This window comes from Terribacillus halophilus, assembly GCF_900101385.1.
Taxonomy (GTDB): Bacteria; Bacillota; Bacilli; order Bacillales; family Amphibacillaceae; genus Terribacillus; species Terribacillus halophilus.
Genome location: NZ_FMZB01000008.1, coordinates 46,453 through 67,793, shown reverse-complemented (window position 1 = coordinate 67,793; position 21,341 = coordinate 46,453). Strand labels below are relative to the sequence as shown.

19 protein-coding genes and 1 pseudogene are annotated in these 21,341 nt (G+C 40.7%); 7 read left to right on the top strand and 13 right to left on the bottom strand.

From position 1 onward, the window contains the following. Positions 1–101: 101 nt before the first annotated feature. The 3 genes from BLQ53_RS13945 (at position 102) to BLQ53_RS13935 (ending at position 2,702) form a co-directional block, all read left to right on the top strand. Positions 102–989 (top strand): hypothetical protein, encoded by an 888-nt coding sequence (locus BLQ53_RS13945; protein ID WP_093727912.1) that lies wholly within the window; start codon positions 102–104, stop codon positions 987–989. 281 nt (positions 990–1,270) lie between these two features. After that, entirely contained in the window at positions 1,271–1,618 is a 348-nt protein-coding gene (locus BLQ53_RS13940) for a hypothetical protein (protein ID WP_093727911.1), read from the top strand. Positions 1,619–1,715: 97 nt separating this feature from the next. Next, positions 1,716–2,702, top strand: a complete 987-nt coding sequence (locus tag BLQ53_RS13935) for an aldo/keto reductase (protein WP_093727910.1) — start codon at positions 1,716–1,718, stop codon at positions 2,700–2,702. A 47-nt stretch (positions 2,703–2,749) separates the two neighbouring features. Here the strand turns inward: BLQ53_RS13935 and BLQ53_RS13930 are convergent, their stop codons facing one another. Both BLQ53_RS13930 and BLQ53_RS13925 read right to left on the bottom strand, forming a co-directional pair. Then, positions 2,750–3,958, bottom strand: coding sequence for a CynX/NimT family MFS transporter (locus tag BLQ53_RS13930; RefSeq protein ID WP_093727909.1), 1,209 nt, complete (start codon positions 3,956–3,958; stop codon positions 2,750–2,752). A gap of 117 nt (positions 3,959–4,075) precedes the next feature. Then, complete coding sequence (locus tag BLQ53_RS13925; RefSeq protein WP_093727908.1) at positions 4,076–4,444, bottom strand: iron chaperone; 369 nt, start codon at positions 4,442–4,444, stop codon at positions 4,076–4,078. 289 nt (positions 4,445–4,733) lie between these two features. On the opposite strand from BLQ53_RS13925, the gene BLQ53_RS13920 reads away from it, so the two are divergent. Continuing rightward, entirely contained in the window at positions 4,734–4,961 is a 228-nt protein-coding gene (locus BLQ53_RS13920) for a hypothetical protein (protein ID WP_139180882.1), read from the top strand. A gap of 99 nt (positions 4,962–5,060) precedes the next feature. On the opposite strand, the gene BLQ53_RS13915 is transcribed toward BLQ53_RS13920, so the two are convergent. Then, positions 5,061–5,522, bottom strand: coding sequence for a hypothetical protein (locus BLQ53_RS13915; RefSeq protein WP_093727906.1), 462 nt, complete (start codon positions 5,520–5,522; stop codon positions 5,061–5,063). A 369-nt stretch (positions 5,523–5,891) separates the two neighbouring features. Here BLQ53_RS13915 and BLQ53_RS18975 point away from each other — a divergent pair, with 369 nt between their 5' ends. Further along, the gene (locus BLQ53_RS18975; protein WP_170829703.1) at positions 5,892–6,035 is read left to right on the top strand and encodes a hypothetical protein; all 144 of its coding nucleotides are present in this window, start codon (positions 5,892–5,894) and stop codon (positions 6,033–6,035) included. A gap of 204 nt (positions 6,036–6,239) precedes the next feature. On the opposite strand, the gene abnB is transcribed toward BLQ53_RS18975, so the two are convergent. Then, positions 6,240–8,585, bottom strand: coding sequence for an arabinan endo-1,5-alpha-L-arabinosidase AbnB (gene abnB / locus BLQ53_RS13910; RefSeq protein WP_093727905.1), 2,346 nt, complete (start codon positions 8,583–8,585; stop codon positions 6,240–6,242). Positions 8,586–8,926: 341 nt separating this feature from the next. Here abnB and BLQ53_RS13905 point away from each other — a divergent pair, with 341 nt between their 5' ends. Further along, the gene (locus BLQ53_RS13905; RefSeq protein ID WP_093727904.1) at positions 8,927–9,343 is read left to right on the top strand and encodes a DUF6508 domain-containing protein; all 417 of its coding nucleotides are present in this window, start codon (positions 8,927–8,929) and stop codon (positions 9,341–9,343) included. Between the two features lie 10 nt (positions 9,344–9,353). Here BLQ53_RS13905 and BLQ53_RS13900 read toward each other — a convergent pair whose 3' ends face one another. The 8 genes and pseudogenes from BLQ53_RS13900 to BLQ53_RS13865 form a co-directional block, all read right to left on the bottom strand. Next, positions 9,354–9,767, bottom strand: a complete 414-nt coding sequence (locus BLQ53_RS13900) for a hypothetical protein (protein ID WP_093727903.1) — start codon at positions 9,765–9,767, stop codon at positions 9,354–9,356. A gap of 168 nt (positions 9,768–9,935) precedes the next feature. Beyond that, positions 9,936–10,469: pseudogene (locus BLQ53_RS13895) on the bottom strand (GNAT family N-acetyltransferase). A 130-nt stretch (positions 10,470–10,599) separates the two neighbouring features. Beyond that, positions 10,600–11,697: an ABC transporter permease gene (locus tag BLQ53_RS13890; RefSeq protein WP_093727902.1), complete on the bottom strand. Its 1,098-nt coding sequence runs from the start codon at positions 11,695–11,697 to the stop codon at positions 10,600–10,602. Next, positions 11,694–12,962 (bottom strand): ABC transporter permease, encoded by a 1,269-nt coding sequence (locus BLQ53_RS13885; RefSeq protein ID WP_093727901.1) that lies wholly within the window; start codon positions 12,960–12,962, stop codon positions 11,694–11,696. The genes BLQ53_RS13890 and BLQ53_RS13885 overlap by 4 nt, the downstream gene beginning before the upstream one ends. A gap of 12 nt (positions 12,963–12,974) precedes the next feature. Next, positions 12,975–13,907 (bottom strand): ABC transporter ATP-binding protein, encoded by a 933-nt coding sequence (locus tag BLQ53_RS13880; RefSeq protein ID WP_093727900.1) that lies wholly within the window; start codon positions 13,905–13,907, stop codon positions 12,975–12,977. A 108-nt stretch (positions 13,908–14,015) separates the two neighbouring features. Beyond that, positions 14,016–14,648 carry a response regulator gene (locus BLQ53_RS13875; protein ID WP_093727899.1) on the bottom strand — a complete coding sequence of 211 codons (633 nt, stop codon included), beginning with the start codon at positions 14,646–14,648 and terminating at the stop codon, positions 14,016–14,018. Then, positions 14,641–15,282, bottom strand: a complete 642-nt coding sequence (locus tag BLQ53_RS19220; RefSeq protein ID WP_244499354.1) for a sensor histidine kinase — start codon at positions 15,280–15,282, stop codon at positions 14,641–14,643. The genes BLQ53_RS13875 and BLQ53_RS19220 overlap by 8 nt, the downstream gene beginning before the upstream one ends. A 580-nt stretch (positions 15,283–15,862) precedes the next feature. Continuing rightward, entirely contained in the window at positions 15,863–17,848 is a 1,986-nt protein-coding gene (locus BLQ53_RS13865) for an RNA-directed DNA polymerase (protein ID WP_093727897.1), read from the bottom strand. A 251-nt stretch (positions 17,849–18,099) separates the two neighbouring features. Between BLQ53_RS13865 and BLQ53_RS13860 the strand changes: the two genes are divergently transcribed. Continuing rightward, entirely contained in the window at positions 18,100–19,275 is a 1,176-nt protein-coding gene (locus tag BLQ53_RS13860) for an RNA-directed DNA polymerase (RefSeq protein ID WP_093727896.1), read from the top strand. 230 nt (positions 19,276–19,505) lie between these two features. Here the strand turns inward: BLQ53_RS13860 and glmS are convergent, their stop codons facing one another. Continuing rightward, positions 19,506–21,308 carry a glutamine--fructose-6-phosphate transaminase (isomerizing) gene (glmS, locus tag BLQ53_RS13855; protein ID WP_093727895.1) on the bottom strand — a complete coding sequence of 601 codons (1,803 nt, stop codon included), beginning with the start codon at positions 21,306–21,308 and terminating at the stop codon, positions 19,506–19,508. Between the last annotated feature and the right edge of the window lie 33 nt (positions 21,309–21,341).

Below are 21,341 nucleotides of genomic sequence, written 5' to 3'. Positions count from 1 at the left end.
GGTTTCTCACCTACTCTATGTATCTTAAGACCCCAGCCTAACACATGTAAATTTATGTTAATATACATAAAGATCGACTAATTATGTTTGGAGAAATCGCAATGACAAAAACGAAAAAGTTTCTCATCATCATTGGTTCCATAGACTTGTTACTAATTATCATGCATCTGATTGGTTATTATTTTCTCTTCTTGAAACCGACTGGTTATCTCATACCTATTGCACTCAATATTGTTACACTAGCAATAATCGGTTTTCGTCATCCTAGAATCAATGGTTTACTAGTCGTTGCAGGTGTATTGCTAGGAACTGCGATCATGTTAGTACATGCTTTCTTCATCTTGATAGGAGAATCAAGTTATAAAAAAATAACTTCTCCTAATAATCAGCAAGCACTTGTCGTAGAATATCAACATTTCACACTCGGCGAAACAACCTATTCTTATAATTTTTATAAAACTAAGTTCGGCATTATCGGCAGAGAACTAAGAGACCAATCCATTCGCATTCTTGTACGGCATGCAGGTAAGCCCGGACGTTCACAGGCGGAAGATATACTAGGCATGAATAATAGCGAATGGGTCGGGGAAGATATCGTTCGTTTTTCTACTAATGACGGAATCAAGGAACTATACTTAAACCCGTCCCGCTTAGATGAGAAATCGTCAACTTCACCCGAGCCCGATTCAATAGATAGAAACACATCTGATTTCGAATTAATAGATAGTAATACAATTGAACAATTTATCGAGAAGGCAGAACAGAAAACAGACGGAGATGAAATATCCATCAATGGAAACATATTCGTTACACGATACGACACGTTATCAGGTCAATACTGGATTGAAGTGCAGAATCCCAACGACCAAGCCCCAATTCCAAGACAGCAATGCTCCCGTATTGTACGCAACGAAGAACGGCAATACTACATGCTGGAGGAATGTACGCATAAGTGGAAGTATGAGCTGTATCCGATTACGAGTGAGTAGTGACATAAAAAAGAGAAACCGCTAGCCTTTCGGGCGGATTCTCACTTTTTTAGTTTAAGAACACGCATTTCATTGTTTACCACCTTCCACTTAACTGAGGTTTTGGAATTTTCCACAATGGCCGAAGATAAAATATTCTCCGGAAAAGAAAGAGGGATGTGCAGATAAGATTTGTGAATAAATGCCGCCATAAAATGTCCCTGAACCTGAAGTGGTCTTTAGAAATAATAGATTCACAACCCACTTCCTCAACTAGTACAATTATCTACGAGGTGTTATATATGAGAAAAACACGTGTATTTGCAATAACTTGCTTTATTTGTTTTACCCTAATAGGAGGATGTCTGGCAATCCGGGGTGATAATTCTTATGATGAAGAAACAATCGCAAAGGCAGAAGCGGCAGCCAAAAGCTATGTCGAAAATAACTTCAGGAATATTGAATCTGTTGAGTTGGAAGAACCCTATCAATCACCAATGGGCAGCATGAAAGTTGATGGAACTGTCAATGACGGGCAATCCGGTTTTTCCATAAGCTTAAACAACGACTTTACAGTTGGTTCGATGAGTCTTGAAGAGGGGTTTCCGGAATATAAGGAAGCTTGTGAAGAGAAGAGCTGTGATTACTGACTAACTAGTGAGCAGTACCTGCAAGCTTTTGTTTAGCGAGTTTAGCTATTGGTAATGTAACATAAGAACAAGTTTCGGCAATAAGGAGGATTTCAATATGACAGATTTTAAAAAAATACTAAACCACCGTATCGGTCTGGGAACGGCGCCGCTTGGCAATATGTTCCGTGAAGTACCGGAAGCTGAAGCAATAGCTACTATTGAAACGGCGTGGGATGAAGGAATCCGTTACTTTGATACAGCGCCTTTTTATGGTGCAGGTTTGGCAGAGCTTCGCCTGGGTAAGGTATTGTCTCAAAAGAATCGTGTCGATTATGTCATCAGCACCAAAGTAGGCCGCTACCTTCTTGATGAAGAGGAAGAGAAGGAAGGTCTATTCAAGCAAGCTCGCAAAAATAAAGTGGTTACAGATTATTCCGCGGATGCGACAAAACGTTCGATTGAACAGAGCTTAGAGCGTTTGCAGACAAATCGACTTGATATTGTTTATGTACATGACCTTTCCCCGGATTTCCATGGTGATGAATGGATTTCCAAGTTTGATGAAGCGAGAAAAGGGGCTTTTCGTGTATTAACGCAACTGCGCGAGGAAGGCGTCATCCAATCTTGGGGGCTCGGTGTGAATACGACCCAGCCGATCGAAGTGGCAATGGAATTAGAAGAAGTTCAGCCTGACCTAAATCTGTCAGCGACCCGCTATACACTATTGCAGCACAAGCAGGCATTGCAGCGCATGCTGCCAACTGCACAGGAAAAAGGCGTCGGCATTGTTGTTGGCGGACCTTATAACTCTGGCGCACTGCTCGGCGGCGACTATTTCGACTATGCGGAAGCGCCTGCTCAGATCAAGCAGCGCGTCAAACAATTAGAAGAAATTGCCAAGCGTCATGGTGTCAGCTTAAAAGCTGCCGCACTTCAATTCTCGACTGCTCATCCAGTCGTACAAGCTGTCATCCCCGGATCTACTCGCCCGAGCCGGGTGAAAGAAGACATGGCAGCAATGAAAGAGGAAATTGCGGCCGATTTCTGGCAGGAGTTGGTTGAGAAAGAACTGATTTCAGCTAAAGCACCGTTACCGAAATGATTCAAAAAGGCAGCTAACGACTAATGTTAGCTGCCTTTTCTACTGGATCAACTCTCTTGCCGCTGATTGATAGATACATTTTTCCCTGCTCCCATACCAACGCTCCACAGTAACGCAGCAACCACTAACAATAATACCAAGGGCACTGTCCAGCCCGACGTGATATCGTGTATCAAGCCAAACAAAGTTGGTCCAACAGCGGCTAACAGATACCCAACAAACTGCGCCATACCTGATAATTCTGCTGCTTCTTGGGATGTGTTCGTACGTAACACGAAGAACATCGTAGCGAGGCTAAAAACGCCGCCTCCAGCAAGTCCGAATAACAAAACACTAATAACACTTACCCATGTAATGCCAGTCAACAACCCTGAGAAAGAAAGTGCGAAACACACAGCTATCATGGTTACAATTAGCCTTTGTCCCGCTAAACGTCCTGCTAAAATCGGCAACAAAAAGGAAGTCGGCAAACTGCAAAGCTGCGTGAGTGCTAAAAGCCAGCCAGATGTCGACTCGCTGAAACCTTGACTTTGGAGTATGGTAGGCAGCCACGTAATCATTATATAATACAGCAAAGATTGTAATCCCATGAAACCTGTAACCTTCCAAGCTAGACCAGATGACCACAATCCTTTCCCCCTTTCAGGGATGGCAATCGATGGAGTGACGCGAAGGCGCAGCTGCGGAATCCATACAATCAAGGCTGCAAGTGCCAACAGCACCCAGACAGCGAGAGAGCCATGCCACCCTAGCCCTAGTCCTTCAGATAGAGGGATACTTATGCCCGAAGCAAGTGCAGCCATCCCATTCATCGTCATGGCATAAGCACCTGTCATCATGCCTACTTTTTCGGGGAATTCCCGCTTAATCAAGCCTGGCAGCAGTACGTTCCCCATAGCAATTCCGATTCCTGCCAATGCCGTTCCAGTAAAAAGCATCCATACAGGTGAGAAAGAGCGGAGTATAAGTCCAAGGGAAATAATAAATAAACCCGCGAATAAAGTTCTTTCAATACCGATGCGCTTTGCAATTCTTGGCGCAACGAGTGCAAAAACAGCAAATGCAATCAAAGGCAATGTAGTCAGCATACCAGTGGAAGCATTGCCGATTCCGGTATCTGAACGGATATTGTCGATCAATGGGCTTAACCCCGTTATCGGTGCACGCAGATTAGCACCGACAAGCAAGATGCTTAATACAAGTAATACGACCCCGACACGAGTCGATTGGTGTTTTATTTGATCGGATTGTTCCATGTTTTTTCTCCTTATTTCTTTGAGCAGGTCAAGTATCTTAAATTACCATACTAAACAAAGAAACACCCTTTTTGAAAGAGGTGTCTCGGCTCTTGTACTAGGAATCAATTTCTTTCATTATCGCCAAAAGGTAGAACAGTCAGCCTTGTCCATGATATTGAACTCGATCATGCGTTTCAGTAATGAGTAATCAACAGGACCATCCCAGCGAATCCGTACCAGCTGCTTCGTGTGCTCATATCCAGACTGGACAATTTCCTCGGAAAAACGATCTATCCCAGCCTTCTCCGGAGCAACAGCCAAATGCTGTTTGGACACACTGAAGCCAATAATATAGGTTCCATGATCAGTGAACATCGGTTGATTCCATGCAATTTTCGGCTCTAAATCCGGAAATTCCCCAGCTACCCAAGTGAGCACTTCTTCCGTACGAGCTCGATGCTCTGGGTTACCGATCTTGGCTAAATAGTCTGCAAATACTTCCATATCATCTCCCCCTATCAATAGCAGTTTATTAATATCAATACGGTTGGCGCCCTCCTCCATGAGGAGATAGATGGTTGGTCTATCACTACTATAACCACAAGCGATAAAAAAGAAAAGCCGACCTCATCCTAACACTTCTTCTCCATTTGGTTATTTAATACAATAAAGTAATATTATCCTTTTGAAAATCCGCGAATATGTTAAAATGAGTGCAGTGGTTTTTTATCTAGTAAGTATAAAGGAATGTGAATTAATGAATTTTCTCTTAGAGATTTTAGGGGAATTGGCAATGTTATTTATTGAAAATTTAATCCCCTCCCGGAAAGGCAAAAGATACAAAAAAAATCTAAAGACACTAAAAAAGCTAGAATGGTTCCGTAGCTTGATGAAAGAGCATAGATCTGTATTTTTAACGAATCTAGCTGTGAGAGCCAAAATTACGGAATATGCTGAAGACATCAACCTCCAAAAGTATAAATCAGAATTAGAACGAATCGTAAAATCCGAGTTCGGCTAATGGGTTATCCTGCTACGCAAAAAGAATTTGTGAAAACGGTGTTCTAGATGGACTACTGAAGATCATTAATAGTTCTGCACACTATAGCCACTGCCTTCGCTAGCCCTTCCACGTCACAATCTCACAAATTTCCCTATCGTTCAACACAAGGTCATCGTGCGATTCGACATCTCCCCAGTAAAGTGTTTTCCTCGTCCAATTCCCTCGCTCTTCCGTTCCATTCCAGCAAGTACAATATTCTATCATGCCACTTTCCTCTACAGCGTTGCTTATATAGTCATAGAACAATTTCAAACACTTTCTTTCTATGGGATTATTACCTCTTTCCTCGGATTTGATAGGAAGGAAATTGTGATAAACAGCGACTTGGTGCTTATAATGGAAGCTAGGAACATAGCTGAATCTTTTTTTCTCATCCGAGTCATAGTTATTTTCAAAAAACAAACTTGTAAAATCCAATTCATTGCTGAATATATATGGCTTATCTTCTGATATAGGCTTTGCACCAAAATCGCCCTCAGGAAGCTTTCTTGGTGAGGATATGTAATAATATTGCGTCATTAGCAATCTCTCCTTATGTGTAGCCGAAAATCAATTCCTTCTTCTATCATAACCTTTATTATCTCTTAAGACCTAGTTTTTACATGCGTGAGAAGAGGAAGCCTGTACAATCAATCTTCAAAAGTCATCGAAGTCTATGAAGGATTGAAACCAGCATCAAAGGAGATAATGTAACGAAGAAATATGAAGATAAATTGAACTTTGAAAGCGTATGGCAAGAGGGAATAGACTATTTTCAAAGAGTTAAAGATTTTTACAATATAAGACTCTTTTCAAAAGAACTCGCCCAGTACTATACTAGAAATAAGCAGCATGAACTTGCAACAAAGTATTATCTGTTGGCTCTAATATAAACGGGAGGGATTTTCTATGAAAAAAATCGTCTACTCATTGGTGCTAGTTGGTGTGATTGTTGTAAGTGGCTTGCTCGGATTCGCTAATCAGGACAGTACAAGTGAAAAGCAAACTGATCTTGGCAGCGCAGTTTTATCCCTGAATATTCTAAATAAATAAAACGGAGAACAAGGATGAAGATCATCAAATGGTGGTCTTCTTTTTTTATCCTTTCAACATAAAGACCGGGGTTTTCTGTAAGTTTTGATCAAGGCGAACAATTCGAGTCTTTCTCATTAAGCATATTTCAATATCATTAAATAGATCAAGTATCCAAGAAGAGATTTACAAAATAAGACCCGACAAAATTGTCAGGTCCCATTTTTAATGAGCTAATTCCTTAACTTCTGATTCACTCAACGCCTTCCGATAAATGCGCACATCATCCATCTGTCCGCCAAAGAACGGATCCGCGCCATATCTGCTTCGCCCTAAATAATTTGTATCTCCGAGAATATCGGCTGGATTAGCAGTAATATTTTCATTCGCCCCTGCTAGTTCGCCATTCACGTACAGCTTTCCTGTATTACCTTCAAGTGTCACCGCAAGATGCACCCACTCACCTGCGGCCAATGCTTCATCAGCCGTTATGTTCTGATCAACACCATCATGAATCGTAAAACGAAGCTTGCCGCTACCGTCATATGGGGTGAAAAACATATTCTTGCCGTTGCTCTCACCGATGTCAAAGATTCGCTGCCACGCACTTCCGCCTTGCCAATTCACCCAGGCAGAGAAGGTGAAATCCTCCGCATCGGCAACTAACGGGGAAAGTTCCACATAAGCATCCTTGCCATCCAATGCCAGCTTGCCCTCATCTGTTTGGATGGCAGCGCCTTTCAGCTGAGCTGGCAGATTGCCGGCGGAGGAATCCGCCGCTTCTTGACTGCCAGGATTGTCGAAACTATAGTGCGCAATTTCCGGCTCGGAGGCTTGCTGCTTCACTGTCACTTGGAATGTTTTCGTATCTTTCTTTTTTCCTGCTTGAATACTAGCGGTCAACGTAGCTTTGCCGTCTCCGCTCCCTGCCTTTGGCCGGTGAATCGTACCATCAGTTTCTATCACTTTTGGATTGGAGGAAGTCCATTTAATTACAGATCCGCGAGTACCTTCTGTCGGCAGCTCCACACTTTGATACAAATTATCGCTATTCGTGATAGTAAGATCCTTCTTAACAACTGCAACCACTTCTTTATCTTTCATATCCTCCATTCGATTTCCCCAGACTGCGACGCCTTTGTCAGACAAAGCGGTGAACGTCGTATCATATTCCTGCGCCGCTTCATCCCACTGCCTCAGAAAGAAACCATTATAATTCTCGCCATCAATCGTCAGGGTGACTTCATTATCCTTGCCCTGTTTCCACTTTCCTTTTACAGCACCTTCGACTTTTCCATTCTCTTTCAGGGTAATCTGTTCGGAAGTTTTCACATCAGCAGATATATCTTTTCCATGGTTCACATACTGATAGTCTCCGGTCATATCCTTCCGTTTGATTTTCGCTTCTTTCTCATTTGTATTACGGGACGGGGCGACGACCGGCCAGCCTTTTTCGTTCATATGCATCTGATGTACCCGCACCTCATGCTCTTCACCGCGATCAGGGAAACGAGAATGGAAAATCAAATAATGATTTTTCGTATCCTCATCATAAAAAGCGGTATTATGTCCCGGTGACACATAGCCAATACCTGGTTCCTCCCCTGGATCACCGACTTTCTTTTCAAACAAGTGATTCCCCAGCAGTTTCACCCCATAAGGCTCGATCGACTTATCATCGAACAGCGGCTGATTCGGATCAGCTTTCACATCTATCATGTCATTTCCTTCCGCATCATAAAACGGACCATCCGGCGACTTGGAACGCGCTACACGAATATTGTATCCGCCAACAGCATCCAGTCCGCCGAATGAAAGGAACATATAATAGTAGTCTGTTTCCGGGCTGTACATCATTGCCGGTCCTTCAATCCGGCTATGGTTTCCGCCCATTAGCTTCTTCCCATACCCTTGGCCTGGAAGCGGCTTGCCTGTCTCCTCATCCATCTCCATGATGAAAATACCGCCAGAGTATGAACCATATACCATCCACAGCTTGCCGTCCTCATCGTAAAACACATCCGGATCCACTACATTCGGATGCTTCGTCGCATCATAAATCGTACCGTCCTCACTCGGCTCATCCCACATGCCCGACTTCAGGATGATTCCGGTGTCCTTATATGGTCCTTCGATATCGTCCGCCACTGCCACACCCATTGCAGACCGCGGCGAATCCCCTTTACACGCATTGTAGTACATATAAAACTTCCCATCTGCCAACTGAATTACATCCGCTGCCCAAAGCGTATCCGACTGCGCCCATTCCAACGCCTCCTTTAGTTCCTCCGTTACATTCGGAATCAGCTTATTGCCATCACGCACGCCTGAGTCGATCATTTTCCATTTCATGAGGTCGTTTGTTTTTGCTGCCGCTAGGTGAGAGCCGAAGACATAGTACTGGTCGTCCACCTCAATAAAGGATGGGTCATGGACAGAGGCATTTTCAAAGACAGGCGTCTTCCCTTGACTCCCTTTTTCCTTTGCCAGGATATCAGCCCCTGGCAAGGCAGGTATAAGTAAGACAGCAGACAGCATCGACGTTATGAGTATACGTTTGTTAGCTTTCATCTCTTTCCTCCTTTATAATTGATAACGCTTTCATATTGCTGATTTTAGATTAAGAGGAATAGATAAAGTTGTCAATAAGTATAAAATCCCTGTTTTATAAACAGATTCTTTATCAACACCAGAAGAATATTTATGCTTTCACAGTAGATATTTACACTTATACGTACAAATAAAAAATATACCGCGTTGTCATTTGAGAGACTGGGGCCGTGTTTAGATTTAAGGTTACTTTAGTCCAGTAGTAGAATTTGAGAGCATTCTAATACCATCGTTACCGATCTCATGTTTGCGATTCAACGTCTACTGGGAATGCGATATAATCTTAAAAAAGGAGGGTGTTTATGAGCGAAAATCCAGATAATGCGCAACTCATTAACGAACTAGACAGGACGAAAACAGATGCCTGGGAGGAATTGCGTTCTGTAGGGGAAGAGATGACAGTTGAAGATCGTAATGTAGTATGGACGAATGGAGGAAACGAGCAATCATTAAGCTACCCAGCCTATAGTGAACGTATAAACAAAGCCACGAGTCTGCTATATACTATTGGCGCCATAACCCCTTTATACAATTGGGGACGTAACGGATTGCCAGAATATTCGCCTTCTATGGAATTAAGTGTTGCAGATGCCATTCGCGCTGCCACTTACATTGTACGTAGCGAACGATTTGGCGATGGAGCCATTGCAAGGGCTGCTAAGATTGGATTGCTCGACAGCATTTTATATAGCTTGATTAAATGGTATGACATGGAATAAATACACCCCTTTAATAATTTTTCTTTTTAACTCGATAAACTCTCAAAAGATATCTTGCCAGCAAGAACAGCATACCAAGGGGCGCTAGCAATATACTTAGGAAAAACACGAAAAAACCATACACAGCATACTGGATCTGATCTAATGAACTTCCTATTGCCCAGTTTGATGCATTCTTTATTTTACGACCCAACCAAAAACCCATAACCAAATCGTAAAAAAACTTCGCAAAAGGATATAACACATATGAAATTATAAACACAGATGACAAATCATGATCATCCGTAAGATATAAAATCACCAAACTCACTAAGCACATTGGTAATCCCACTAGATAGGCTTCTGACACATATTTTCTATCGAATGGCGTACTACTTGGTTTGGGTGGCCTTCGATCTGCACGATTTGGTCCATGCACTTTCATAAGGCTTGCTCCTTTCACAAGTATACAGGATTCTGTTAATGACCAGACAACGATCACTAAAAAGGCTCTAAATCTCTATTTAATTAATGCCTTTACGCTCACTTATTTTCCGGCACAAAGCGTTTTCCTATTGCGAACATAAAGAAACTGCAACGCTATAGTTTAGTGTCATTTATAGAGAAACTCACTTCTAAGCATACTCATCCTTAGCCGTTCCACATATTCTCCATTTCGCAACCGGTCTTGCCTTAAGATACCTTCTTCAATATATCCAATACACTTATATGATTTAATAGCTTTTAGATTATCAATCTCTACTCTTAACCAAATCTTGTTTAAATCTAACTGACAAAACCCCCAGCCCAGCATCTCTCTCATGGCTGCTAATCCATATCCTTTTCCCCAAAACGCCTTGTCCCCGATTGCTATTCCCAATTCTGCATGTTTATTTAATTTATCGATGTTCTTTAAATCTACCCAGCCTATGTGCTTCCCATTTTCCGTCATAATGGCTTTTTGATGATAGCCGTTTGTCTTGTTCATGCATGCCCTTATTCATTCTTCCGTCTCTTTTTTGCTAAAGGGCGGATACGTCGAAGGCATGTTCAGATGTTTAATAACTTCTTTATCAAGACACCATTGATAACGATCCTCAGCATCAGAAAGTATTAATTCTCTCAGTTTTACGTTTGGTACTTCCAATACGCGCATGCTAACAATCTCCTTCTATTTACTTTCAGGATCAATATGTAAATTATCTGGTTTATGGGATAAAATGTACAGAAATTTATGGTAAAAAAAGAGACTGAATCACTGATTCAGTCTCACATACCTATCTACTCCGCCGCTCCACAAGATTAATCCCCACTCCCATCGCCACTATTCCAATCAGCAGCATATACAATAGAGACATTGTGACATCCTGCAAAGCAGCACCATAGAAAACAACTGACATGATGGCATCCATCGCATGCGCCAGCGGGAACAGATCCGCAATAAACAGCAGGACAGGATTCGTAATCGTCCCCGGCATCATATAAGCTCCGCTAATAAGCGGAATCAACGGGATGACGGACGGGTATATGGCATAAAACTGTTCTGGGGTCCTGACAAAACCGGTAATCAACATGGCGATACTGATCATGCCGAATACAAAGCAAGCTGCAATGAGTATAATCAGCCACAGATTATCTCCGACATCGTAATGCAAGACATACTTAAACACGATCAGCACGACAATTATTTGAAGCATCGTAATCAGAAAGCTATATAACAAATAACCACTGTACATACTTGTTTTCTTCATTGGTGAAAAGATCATTCGATCCCAAATACCAGATACTTTATCTTGTGTCACATTGTTAACCTTGAATCCAAGGATGAACATCGAGATCAAGAAAGTGAAGGCAAACAACAGCTGCGTACGGATATTGTACGTAGGAATCTGTTCGCTATCCACCCCTTGCGATTCCATCTGAAGTGGTGCATCCGCCAGATAGTTCTCCATTTCATCCCGTACATCTCTTCCCACTTGTGCTTCAACTGCACGGATTTGTGCTTCTTGCTTAAACACCTTATCCACATGTTGCTCAATGGAAGAAATGGTCGGCATTTTCTTGGAGACAAGCAGTCGGTAATCATCCTCCGTGACCTTTACTGCTACATCGATATTGCCTTTCTTTATGTCTTTACGCGCTTCTTCCGGGTCCACTATTTCAAATGTGAAGGAGTCATCCGTATTTAACAACATTCCCCACTTTTTTTCTATTGCTGCAGCATTGTCTTCTTCACTGAAAATGCCAACTGTTGTTGCCGACTGAATGCCTCCGCCAAATACAATGGTAGCGACAATACTTCCTGCAATTAATAATAGAACGAACAGCGGATTTCGTTTATCTTTTGAGAATTGCGCCCATAATACGTTTTTCATTGCGCTTTCCCCCTTTTCGGAAACAAAGCTACACCAATGATAGTGAATAAGAAGAAAAAGCCGACCATGTACAGGCTTGGCTGGACGATGGAGGATAGCTTCTCAAATTGGACCCACTCTGTCAGTATGGCGAGGAATAGACCGTTCGGAGTCCATTCGCCAATTTGCTGTAGCCATTTAGGCAGCATATAAATGGGAACAAATCCTCCTCCTAATGTTCCGAACAGCAACGTAGCCAACATGAAAACCCCATTTGCCGCATCTACATTATTCATCCGCAATAAAATTGCCGTATAAATAGCCGCTAAGCCCGACAGCACCAAAGCGAGCAACACGATCAACGCGAAGATACCACCCCAAAAGGCTATCGTACGATCAGGAAATACTCCCAATAGAAAGTGTGATACAAGCAGGACAAAAACAATCTGCAGGACAACCAGGTAAATTGTGGATACCATTTTACCAATCAAAAAACGCATCGGATGGATATTCGCTAATAAGATTCGGTTGAATACTTGGTCCCTGATTTCCACTCCTGTTTTCATCGCTACCGTCGCTACAACGAATAAGGCAAATAAGGCTCCTAGCGCTATCGTAAAATACTGGGTCATTGTGAACTCGTGCGCTGTCCCCATATCCTCCAATCCGCCTTCAGGAAGCGCCGCTGCTATTTCTGCACCGCCCGTTATTTCCTGTAATGCAAATTGATAATTTAATTCCTCGATAAATCCTTGTATGAATTGTTGCAGCGCACTGCTATCCGTCGTTTCTTCTTCCATTTTATAAATCAATGATGTAGTTGGAGGTTCGTCTGCGAAGCTCGCATATAAACTGTCCGCGGCATACCCCTGGGGGATGATCAGCATACCATCGAGGTCGCCCGCTTTGACTTTCTCAGCTGCTTCCTTTTCCTCCAGATGATGAATCGTCACCCATTCCTTTACATCGTCACTTTCCAGATAATCCGATAGCAGGTTAACAGGTTGTATCTCTTCTGCTGCTTCTACAATCGCATTTGCCTCCTGCTCTTCAAAAGCAGCATCGCTGACCAACCTCTCCTTCAGCTGTTCCATTGCATCCGTCTCATCATCCTGATTCACCACAGCTAATTGTAAATCCATCGATACTTCATCATCACTATCAAATAACCCAGCAAAAGCAAAATTCAACACGATAACCAAAACAATCGGAAGCAATAGGACCGTGAGCAGCTCTTTCCAGTCACGTAAAAATATCAACAAATCCTTTTTGATGAAACTCCGCATCATGATACCCCCTTAATCCCTCAGCGTACGTCCGGTTAAGTGAAGGAATACATCTTCCAAACTAGGCGTTTCAGTATGGAAATTGAGCAATTGGATTTGATGCTGTTCGGTTAGATGAACCAATTTGCTGATCAAGCTGCTGCCTTTTGCGGCTATAATCTTCAGCTGCAATTCCGATACCTCTAGTTTTCGCACCCCTTCCATTGTCTTTACTTGCTCTACAAAGGCTTCATCCAGCTTGTTTACCTCCACTTTTATCTTATCCTCCGTCGACAAGATGCTGAGTAATTCATCTTTTGTTCCTGCCGCAATGATCTTGCCATGATCCATGATGTATAATCGATCACAAAGCTGCTCCACTTCCTCCATATAATGACTCGTATAAAGAATCGTCGTTCCATCTTGCTGATTCAGCGCGCGTACTGCTTCCAAGATATGATTTCTCGATTGCGGATCGATACCGACTGTCGGTTCATCCAAGATCAAGATCTTCGGGCGGTGCAATAACGCTGCCGCTATATTAAGTCTGCGTTTCATCCCGCCGGAATAAGTCTTTACCAAGTCCTTTTTGCGATTTTCCAACCCGACGAACTCCAAAGCTTGCTGGATAGCTTTATCTAATTCTTTACCTCTCAATTTATAGATCGATCCAAAAAACTTCAGGTTCTCATAAGCGGACAGCTCCTGATACAGCGCCAATTCCTGCGGCACCACACCTGATACGCTTCTGATTTCACCCGGTTTAGCAATCGCGTTCACACCGTTCATGGTTATCCTGCCACTCGTCGGCTTGATCAAAGTCGAGATCATGGAAATCGTTGTGGACTTTCCAGCTCCATTTGGACCAAGCAACCCAACGGATTCGCCATTGTCCAGGTATAAATTTATATCCTGCACAACCTTCTTTCCTTTGAAGGACTTACTTAAGTTGATCGTTTCCAGCATGTTTTTGCCCCCTTTGATGTTGTTACTTGCATCATAAATAAAAAAAACCAAAGCCACTACTGACTATGGTCATTCCGCGATTGGACACTTATTACTTTCGTCACTTTTTTATACGAGACGATGACGTATCGCATAAATGGCTAACTGCGTCCGATCCCTTAATTCCAACTTATCTAAAATGTGACTCGTCTGGTTTTTAACGGTCCCAACCGATAAGCCTAGTCGTTCGGCCACTTCCTTATTATTCAATCCTTCTCCGATACACTTTAATATCGCTCTTTCCCTCGGAGTCAGCGTCGGGTCAATTTGTTTCTCTTCCTGATTTTGCAGTAAAATCGGCATTACCTTTGAAGCAACCTGGTCCTCCAAGGATAAACCGCCGCTCAATGCACTTTTGATGGAACGAATGAGCGATGCTGTATCCCCGTTTTTCAGCATATAGCCGCTGACCCCCAGCTTTAAGGCGTTCAATACATACTCGTTATCATCAAATGTAGTAAGCATGAGGATTTTAATTTGAGGGAATCGTGAGCGCAGGATTTTCGCTGCTTCAATGCCATCCATCACAGGCATACGAATATCCAAAATAGCCACATCGAAAAGTTGTTTTTCACATAAGCTGACCGCTTCTTTCCCGTTATCTGCTTCCCCTGTCACACGAATGTCTTCATCCGTTTCAATCATCATCTTCAAGCCCTGACGAACCATCACTTGATCTTCAGCCAGCAAAATCCTAATCATCCGAACCGCTCCATTCTACCAATCTTATCGTACCTCTCACTAAAAACCGGTGCGCCTCATAGTCGATCTCAAGCGTTCCGCCCACTTTCTCTAAGCGCTCCCGCATCGCCTTCAACCCATACCCTTCTTGAAAATATCGATCATCCGATGCTGCATTAATTACCTCAAACCGAAAGATACTCCCGCCAGGTGACTCAAAAATCACTTGCGCTTCTCTAGTTGAACTATGCTTCATTATATTCGTCAATGCCTCCTGCACAGCACGATAAATCGCAAAAGACTGCTCACCCGTCAAAGGAGCCGCAAACGCCCCATGCCTAACCGAGAAATTGATTTTCATAAAACTCTCTATCTCTAATTTCCGAATAAGCCGAATCACACCTTGCAATCCGCCTACTTCATCTTGCTTGAATGACCGAACCGCCTGCCGCGTTTCCTCCAGACTCTGTTCAGCCAGCTCTTTCAGCTTCCCGACCATTTCCTTATCCTTCTCAGCCGCCGTTAAACGAAAAGCTTCGAATTGAAAAAGGAGCGCTGTTAGCTTGTGCCCGACTGAATCGTGAATTTCATGCCCAATCAGCATCCGTTCATCTTGCCGTGCTTGCTGTTCTTCTACGACAAGCTGCCTTTTCATGCGCCTGTACTCTTCAAGTAGAACTTCATTGCTTAAACGAGTTTCTTTTTCTCGGTTATGTATAACTTGATGATAAAGTAAAGCAATCACCAGTAAAAGATAATATAATGCACACCAAACTAATTGCGAGATTGTGAGTGTCGACAGCATTAAGATAACAGCTGTGCTCGCAAGTTGCACTGTAATCACTATTAAACTTTTAGTTCGTGAAAGATAAAAGACGGCTTCTGCCATTATTAATGAGTGTATGAGGATTCCATATGGGCTTAGTTCGTTGTTTATTGGACAGAAGATGAAGATTGTAAGTATAGCTTGTACACAAAATATAGTAGTCTGCATCACCGGTTTCTCAGTAAAGAGCGGTAAAATAAATATTAGGCTAAAGAAAATACTCATGCACGCCAGTCGCGTAGCATTTAAATCTAATGCGCTCTCCCAATAAAATATTGCCCATACTAAACAATCGATAGTAAGCCAGTACAAGTATGTTTTTCTCACTTAGGCGATCATCTCCTTGATAAAAAGCACCATACGCTTAGAAAAGTATGGTGCTTCTTATATGTTTATTAAATTTATTTTATTAATTGTAAGAAGTAGCTTTATTCATAGATTGAATAATAGTTTTTCTTGCAGTTTCTCTTAAGAATGTTTTTGTATTCATATTCCAGTTAAAGTATGGTCCCTTCATTATTTCTTCAAAAATATTTGCATGTATAGACATTACATCTTTAAGATTATCCGCGCTATTGGATGGGAGGTTACTAAAGTTCATTTGTTTCTTGTTTCTAACTATAGTTTTTTTTAACTTATCCTTGATTCTAGAGTCAAATCCCGGATAATAATAAAAATCATTAATAAGATAAAAGTACTCACTCTCTAAAAGTAGATATTGCGAACCTTTACTAACATAATTTTCTACCCTATCTAGAACTAAAGTCTGAAGCATTTTCTTTGGAGTTTTATAACTATTCAATACCCCTTTTCTATCATCATCTAAAATATAGTAAGCTATTGAGCACATTAGAAAGTATGAATCTTTGCAGTGCTCAATCAAATTACATAAAAATGATGACGCCAACCTTTTCTCAAGTGTTCTCAGATATATAATCAAGTCAAACATCTGCTCAATATCATTTATATTATTTTTGAGGATGGAGTATACGTATTGAAATACCTTCTCATTTAAATATTCCTTATCCATATTGTCTTCCGATTTATTTATATTGTTCTGTATTTTTATATATAGTCCAATTAATGAACTCGTATTAGATGTATTGATCGATAAGGTAAATATATTTGATACAAGTTCTAATATTTCTGCTACATTAAATTTATTTAAAACATCAATAGATACTATTAATGATCTTGCTGTCTTAAGAAAATAATTAACAATTCTATTTTTTGAATTGGGATATTTGGTTATTATTAATTCTAATGTATTGAATAAATCTTGCCATAATCTGCTTAGCCATTTCCTGTACATCTTTACTCCGTTTATTCCAGGTTGCTCGCTATATCTCTTATAGTTTAAACGAAATAACTTAATTGCATTCTTTAATTCTACTATTGAGCCATCAACCATCTCAAATGGCCTTTCTTGTAATTCACTTTTCGAAGCATTCATCTTCAAGTTATACATTTCTAATGAATTTTCAATAGTTCTTTCAATCTTAAAAGCTTGTTCTTTGTTATGAGTAAATAAAAAGTAATCATCCACAAATCTATAAAGGTTATAATCTTTATTTAATGATAATCCTTGTGCGTCTAATGATCTTTCTACCTCTACGTCTATAGCTACCATTAGTAATTCTGCCACAACCCTTGAGAATTCAGGTCCAACAACTATTCCATTTGTTTCATTAAAGTTAATTTTTTGACAGATAATATCAGTAGCATTAGCAAAAGCCTCATTTATACTTTTTAATTTCTTTGCTAAAGATTTATCACCAAATATCGCCCATGATAGAGCATGAGTATATATACTCGGAAAGAAGTTTTGTACATCGAACTTCATAAAATATTGATATTTATATTTTTGCCTATTAAATTTATTAGAATCATACAATTGCTGCATTCTTTTATATGGCTTATAAGAAAAGTATGAATAAAATAGAGATTGATCCTCTTCAGTAGTTATTTCCGTTTCCTTTGAGAAGCTAAATTCTTGTTCCATTCTTGTGAAATAAGCTTTACTACTTTTAGTCATATCATGAACCGGTCTATTTCTAATTATAGGTGATCTAACACTATAGTTAGACTTTTTGGCATAAGATACAATAAGTTGATCATATCTCAATATGTAGCTAAACATTTGCAACTGTGCGATAGGATGCAAAAGAGCCATTTTTCTTTTCTTTCTATCATTCTTGGGGATAGAAAAGTAATAAGGTACCGTAGTATAAGAATTAAATTGACTACCCTTTTTATTCTTTGGCAATAAATTCTCTTTTTCTAGTAACTTAGATATGTATTCTTTATTAAAGTTATTATATAGATTTTTATTTGTGTATAACAATGGAATTTCATCCGGCAATACATCTGTTTTAAAAAATAAATTCTCTCTCATATTTCCTCCAAGTATTGACCTTTTTACCTATATTAACATATTATTAGAGAGTGATATCTAGATACATATCATTACGATTTGTTAACAATTCACAGCACATGTAACTATACACTCTCTCTGCAAAACGGGTTACCCGCATAAAACTTTGAGAGTACACACACGATGAAATCTCAGAAGGTTTCAAAGGGTACCTTAAAAGGCCCTTTTTGCTCAGTTGATGCAAGCAGTCAGTTGAGCAAAGTTGCAGTGCTTTGGAGGTAATTATTATTAAAACGATAAGATCATCGCACAAAATTAACAGAAACAATAGAACAGTCTTAGTACCGGATCAAGAGCAATCAAAAGTATACACTAAGATAAAAGATGAGATAAGAAATAAATACAACATAAAATCAACCGGCAGGGATTTAATAATTAAGGAATTAATCAGTCATTTTATACAAGGTGATTATCTAAAGTATAGTCTCCCTAACATTAACCTCAATATCATTAGAACTGATATTAAAAATTTCTTTCCCAGTATTAATAAACACAGCCTATACAGGAAGCTAAATAATTCTAATATGTTATCCAACCATACACTTCAAATCATAAAACAATCTTCCTTTACAAAAAGAATTTCTGGAGTTCCATTAGGGCTTCAATTTTCGAGCGATCTAGCCGAATTATACCTTGAAGATTTTGACTTAGACATAAAAAAACATTTCAACCCTTTGGCATATTTTAGGTATGTTGATGACATTATTATTTTAAGGTACGACTTAGCACAATCTCCTCAAGAACAGCAATCTAGAAAACAACAAGATTTAATGTTTTTAGATGAGGTATTTCGTAAATATTCATTACAAAGAAATGTGAAAAAGACTCAATTTAGCTATTACACTACTTCTAATAACTTTAAAAAAGAATTGGATTTTGACTTCTTAGGTTACAATTTCAAAAGCCAAGATAAGTTATTATCTATTGGCATTAGTCATTCAAAAGATAGGAAGTTACGTCAACGCATTAACTTGCTGTTTCGCGAATATAACAAAAGTAGTAAGAATAAAGAGGACTTCTGGAGATTATACTATAAACTTAAAAATACAGTATTCGGAATTATTTCGTATGATAAAAGAGGCATGAAGTTTAAATTTGGCCTCGGGTATAATTATAGGTTCGTAAACAACAATGATAATATAAGTGAACTAAGCAATTTTATAAAACAACTCATTTATGCCTTGAAATTATCTTCAAATAAAACACATACCCTTTTAAGTATAATTAACTATCATAATCGACCTATTGATTTATTAAAGAAAAGGTATAATTATATATCAATTACTGATAACCAAAAAGAACAAATAGCTAATCGTTTAAAAATAAGCAATCTACCAAACAATAAAAACTTTGCAAAGAGGCTCTTCTACGAACTTTATGTGAAATAATTAAGAAAACATCTATACTGTAGTTGTACTTAATGTACCTTCTGGAACAAGAGAGACTAGCGTAAACAAGCGCACCAGTCTCTCTTGTTCTGTTAAAGTTCTTTTTTTGATTTTCTTATAAATTCTTTTTTACTGACCAAATCACTTCTTTTTGGGTCTTTTTATCGAGAAAAGTCATTTTTGTCATAAACAAAGAGACTGTACCTAACTAGGTACAGTCCCTTGTTTCTTTATTCCACCGTAACACTCTTAGCCAAGTTCCTCGGCTTATCAACATCAGCGCCGCGCTGTACTGCTGCATAATAAGCAAGCAATTGAAGCGGTACGACACTTGCAAGTGGTGTTAATAGCTCATGCACTGCTGGGATGACGAAGGCGTCTTCGTCGTGCTCTAGGCCTTTCATGCTGATAAGCAATGTGTTGGCACCGCGTGCGTTTACTTCCTGGACGTTACCACGGATGGAGTGGTTCAGGGAGCTTTGTGTTGCTAGCGCGATGACAGGCGTGCCTTCTTCGATCAAGGCGATTGTTCCGTGTTTCAGTTCTCCTCCAGCGAAGCCTTCTGCTTGGATGTAGGAGATTTCTTTCAGTTTCAGTGATCCTTCGACGCAGACGAAGTAATCGACGCCGCGGCCGATGAAGAATGCGTTGCGGGATACACTTAGATAGCTTTGTGCTAGTGTTTCAAATGTTTCTTTTTGGTCTGTCAGTACTTCCATTGCATTTGCAACGATCGCAAGCTCTTGAAGCGGGTTGAAATCAAGTGTGATTTCTTTGCCTTTTGCTGCATCCACAGCAAGCAATAGCATAACTGCCATCTGCGCTGTATATGCTTTAGTAGAGGCTACCGCGATCTCTGGGCCAGCGTATAGCGGCAATGTGAAGTCTGCTTCACGAGAAAGGGTGGATCCTGGCACGTTCGTGATCGTTAGTGCTGGGTGTCCAAGTTCTTTGATTTTTACCAATACGGCTCTGCTGTCGGCAGTTTCGCCGGATTGGGAAAGGAATATGAATAATGGCTTCTCAGATAGAAGCGGCATATTGTAGGCAAATTCACTCGCGATATGCACTTCCACCGGAATTTTAGCCAGGTTTTCGATGAATTGTTTACCAACTAATCCAGCGTTGTAGCTTGTTCCCGCTGCCACGATGTAAATACGGTCTGCATTTACCATCGCATGACGGATAGCAGGTTCCATTTTGATTTGTTCCGCCTCATCCTGGTAGTGCTGGATGATTTTACGGATAACAAATGGCTGCTCATCTGTTTCTTTCAGCATGAAGTGATCGTATGTGCCTTTTTCCGTATCGGCTGCATCGATTTCCGTTTTGAACGTATCACGCTCTACCTTCGTACCGTCAAGCAGCTGGATTTCCACGCTGTCACGGCGAACGATGACGATTTCTTTGTCACGGATTTCTTTATACGTATCTGTTTCGCGAAGTGTTGCCATCGCATCACTTGCTACGACGTTGAAGCCTTCGCCGATACCTACAAGCAATGGGCTTTTGTTTTTCGCTACATAGATTGTTTCTTTATCATCTGCATCGATCATGGCAAGGGCATAAGAACCAGTAAGCAAGCTGACCGCTTTGCGGAATGCTTGAGCTGTATCCTGTGTCTCTTCATACATTTTCTCTACAAGCTGTACAACGATTTCTGTATCGGTATCACTTTTTAGTGTTACATCAGCAAGGTATTCTTTACGGATGTCGACGTAGTTCTCGATTACACCGTTATGCACGATGGTGAATTTGCCGGATGCACTCTGATGCGGGTGCGCGTTATCTTCGTTCGGTGCACCGTGTGTCGCCCAGCGTGTATGGCCGATTCCCATTGTGGATGAAACGCTGTGATCTACTTTTTCACGCAATGCAGCAATGCGGCCTTTTACTTTAAAAAGGTTCACGCCTTGCTCGTTTTCAATTGCGATACCAGCTGAATCGTATCCGCGATACTCCAGCTTCTCGAGTCCGTTAAGCAATACTTCCTTCGTATCATTCTGTCCGATATATCCTACAATTCCACACATGTCGTTGTTGTCCTCCTCAAGACTTGGAAGGGG

Coding starts and splice junctions, on each gene's coding strand:
- BLQ53_RS13945 (WP_093727912.1), top strand. CDS start 102: ATGACAAAAACGAAAAAGTTTCTCATCATCATTGGTTCCATAGACTTG.
- BLQ53_RS13940 (WP_093727911.1), top strand. CDS start 1,271: ATGAGAAAAACACGTGTATTTGCAATAACTTGCTTTATTTGTTTTACC.
- BLQ53_RS13935 (WP_093727910.1), top strand. CDS start 1,716: ATGACAGATTTTAAAAAAATACTAAACCACCGTATCGGTCTGGGAACG.
- BLQ53_RS13930 (WP_093727909.1), bottom strand. CDS start 3,958: ATGGAACAATCCGATCAAATAAAACACCAATCGACTCGTGTCGGGGTC.
- BLQ53_RS13925 (WP_093727908.1), bottom strand. CDS start 4,444: ATGGAAGTATTTGCAGACTATTTAGCCAAGATCGGTAACCCAGAGCAT.
- BLQ53_RS13920 (WP_139180882.1), top strand. CDS start 4,734: ATGTTATTTATTGAAAATTTAATCCCCTCCCGGAAAGGCAAAAGATAC.
- BLQ53_RS13915 (WP_093727906.1), bottom strand. CDS start 5,522: ATGACGCAATATTATTACATATCCTCACCAAGAAAGCTTCCTGAGGGC.
- BLQ53_RS18975 (WP_170829703.1), top strand. CDS start 5,892: ATGAAAAAAATCGTCTACTCATTGGTGCTAGTTGGTGTGATTGTTGTA.
- abnB (WP_093727905.1), bottom strand. CDS start 8,585: ATGAAAGCTAACAAACGTATACTCATAACGTCGATGCTGTCTGCTGTC.
- BLQ53_RS13905 (WP_093727904.1), top strand. CDS start 8,927: ATGAGCGAAAATCCAGATAATGCGCAACTCATTAACGAACTAGACAGG.
- BLQ53_RS13900 (WP_093727903.1), bottom strand. CDS start 9,767: ATGAAAGTGCATGGACCAAATCGTGCAGATCGAAGGCCACCCAAACCA.
- BLQ53_RS13890 (WP_093727902.1), bottom strand. CDS start 11,697: ATGAAAAACGTATTATGGGCGCAATTCTCAAAAGATAAACGAAATCCG.
- BLQ53_RS13885 (WP_093727901.1), bottom strand. CDS start 12,962: ATGCGGAGTTTCATCAAAAAGGATTTGTTGATATTTTTACGTGACTGG.
- BLQ53_RS13880 (WP_093727900.1), bottom strand. CDS start 13,907: ATGCTGGAAACGATCAACTTAAGTAAGTCCTTCAAAGGAAAGAAGGTT.
- BLQ53_RS13875 (WP_093727899.1), bottom strand. CDS start 14,648: ATGATTAGGATTTTGCTGGCTGAAGATCAAGTGATGGTTCGTCAGGGC.
- BLQ53_RS19220 (WP_244499354.1), bottom strand. CDS start 15,282: ATGAAAAGGCAGCTTGTCGTAGAAGAACAGCAAGCACGGCAAGATGAA.
- BLQ53_RS13865 (WP_093727897.1), bottom strand. CDS start 17,848: ATGAGAGAGAATTTATTTTTTAAAACAGATGTATTGCCGGATGAAATT.
- glmS (WP_093727895.1), bottom strand. CDS start 21,308: ATGTGTGGAATTGTAGGATATATCGGACAGAATGATACGAAGGAAGTA.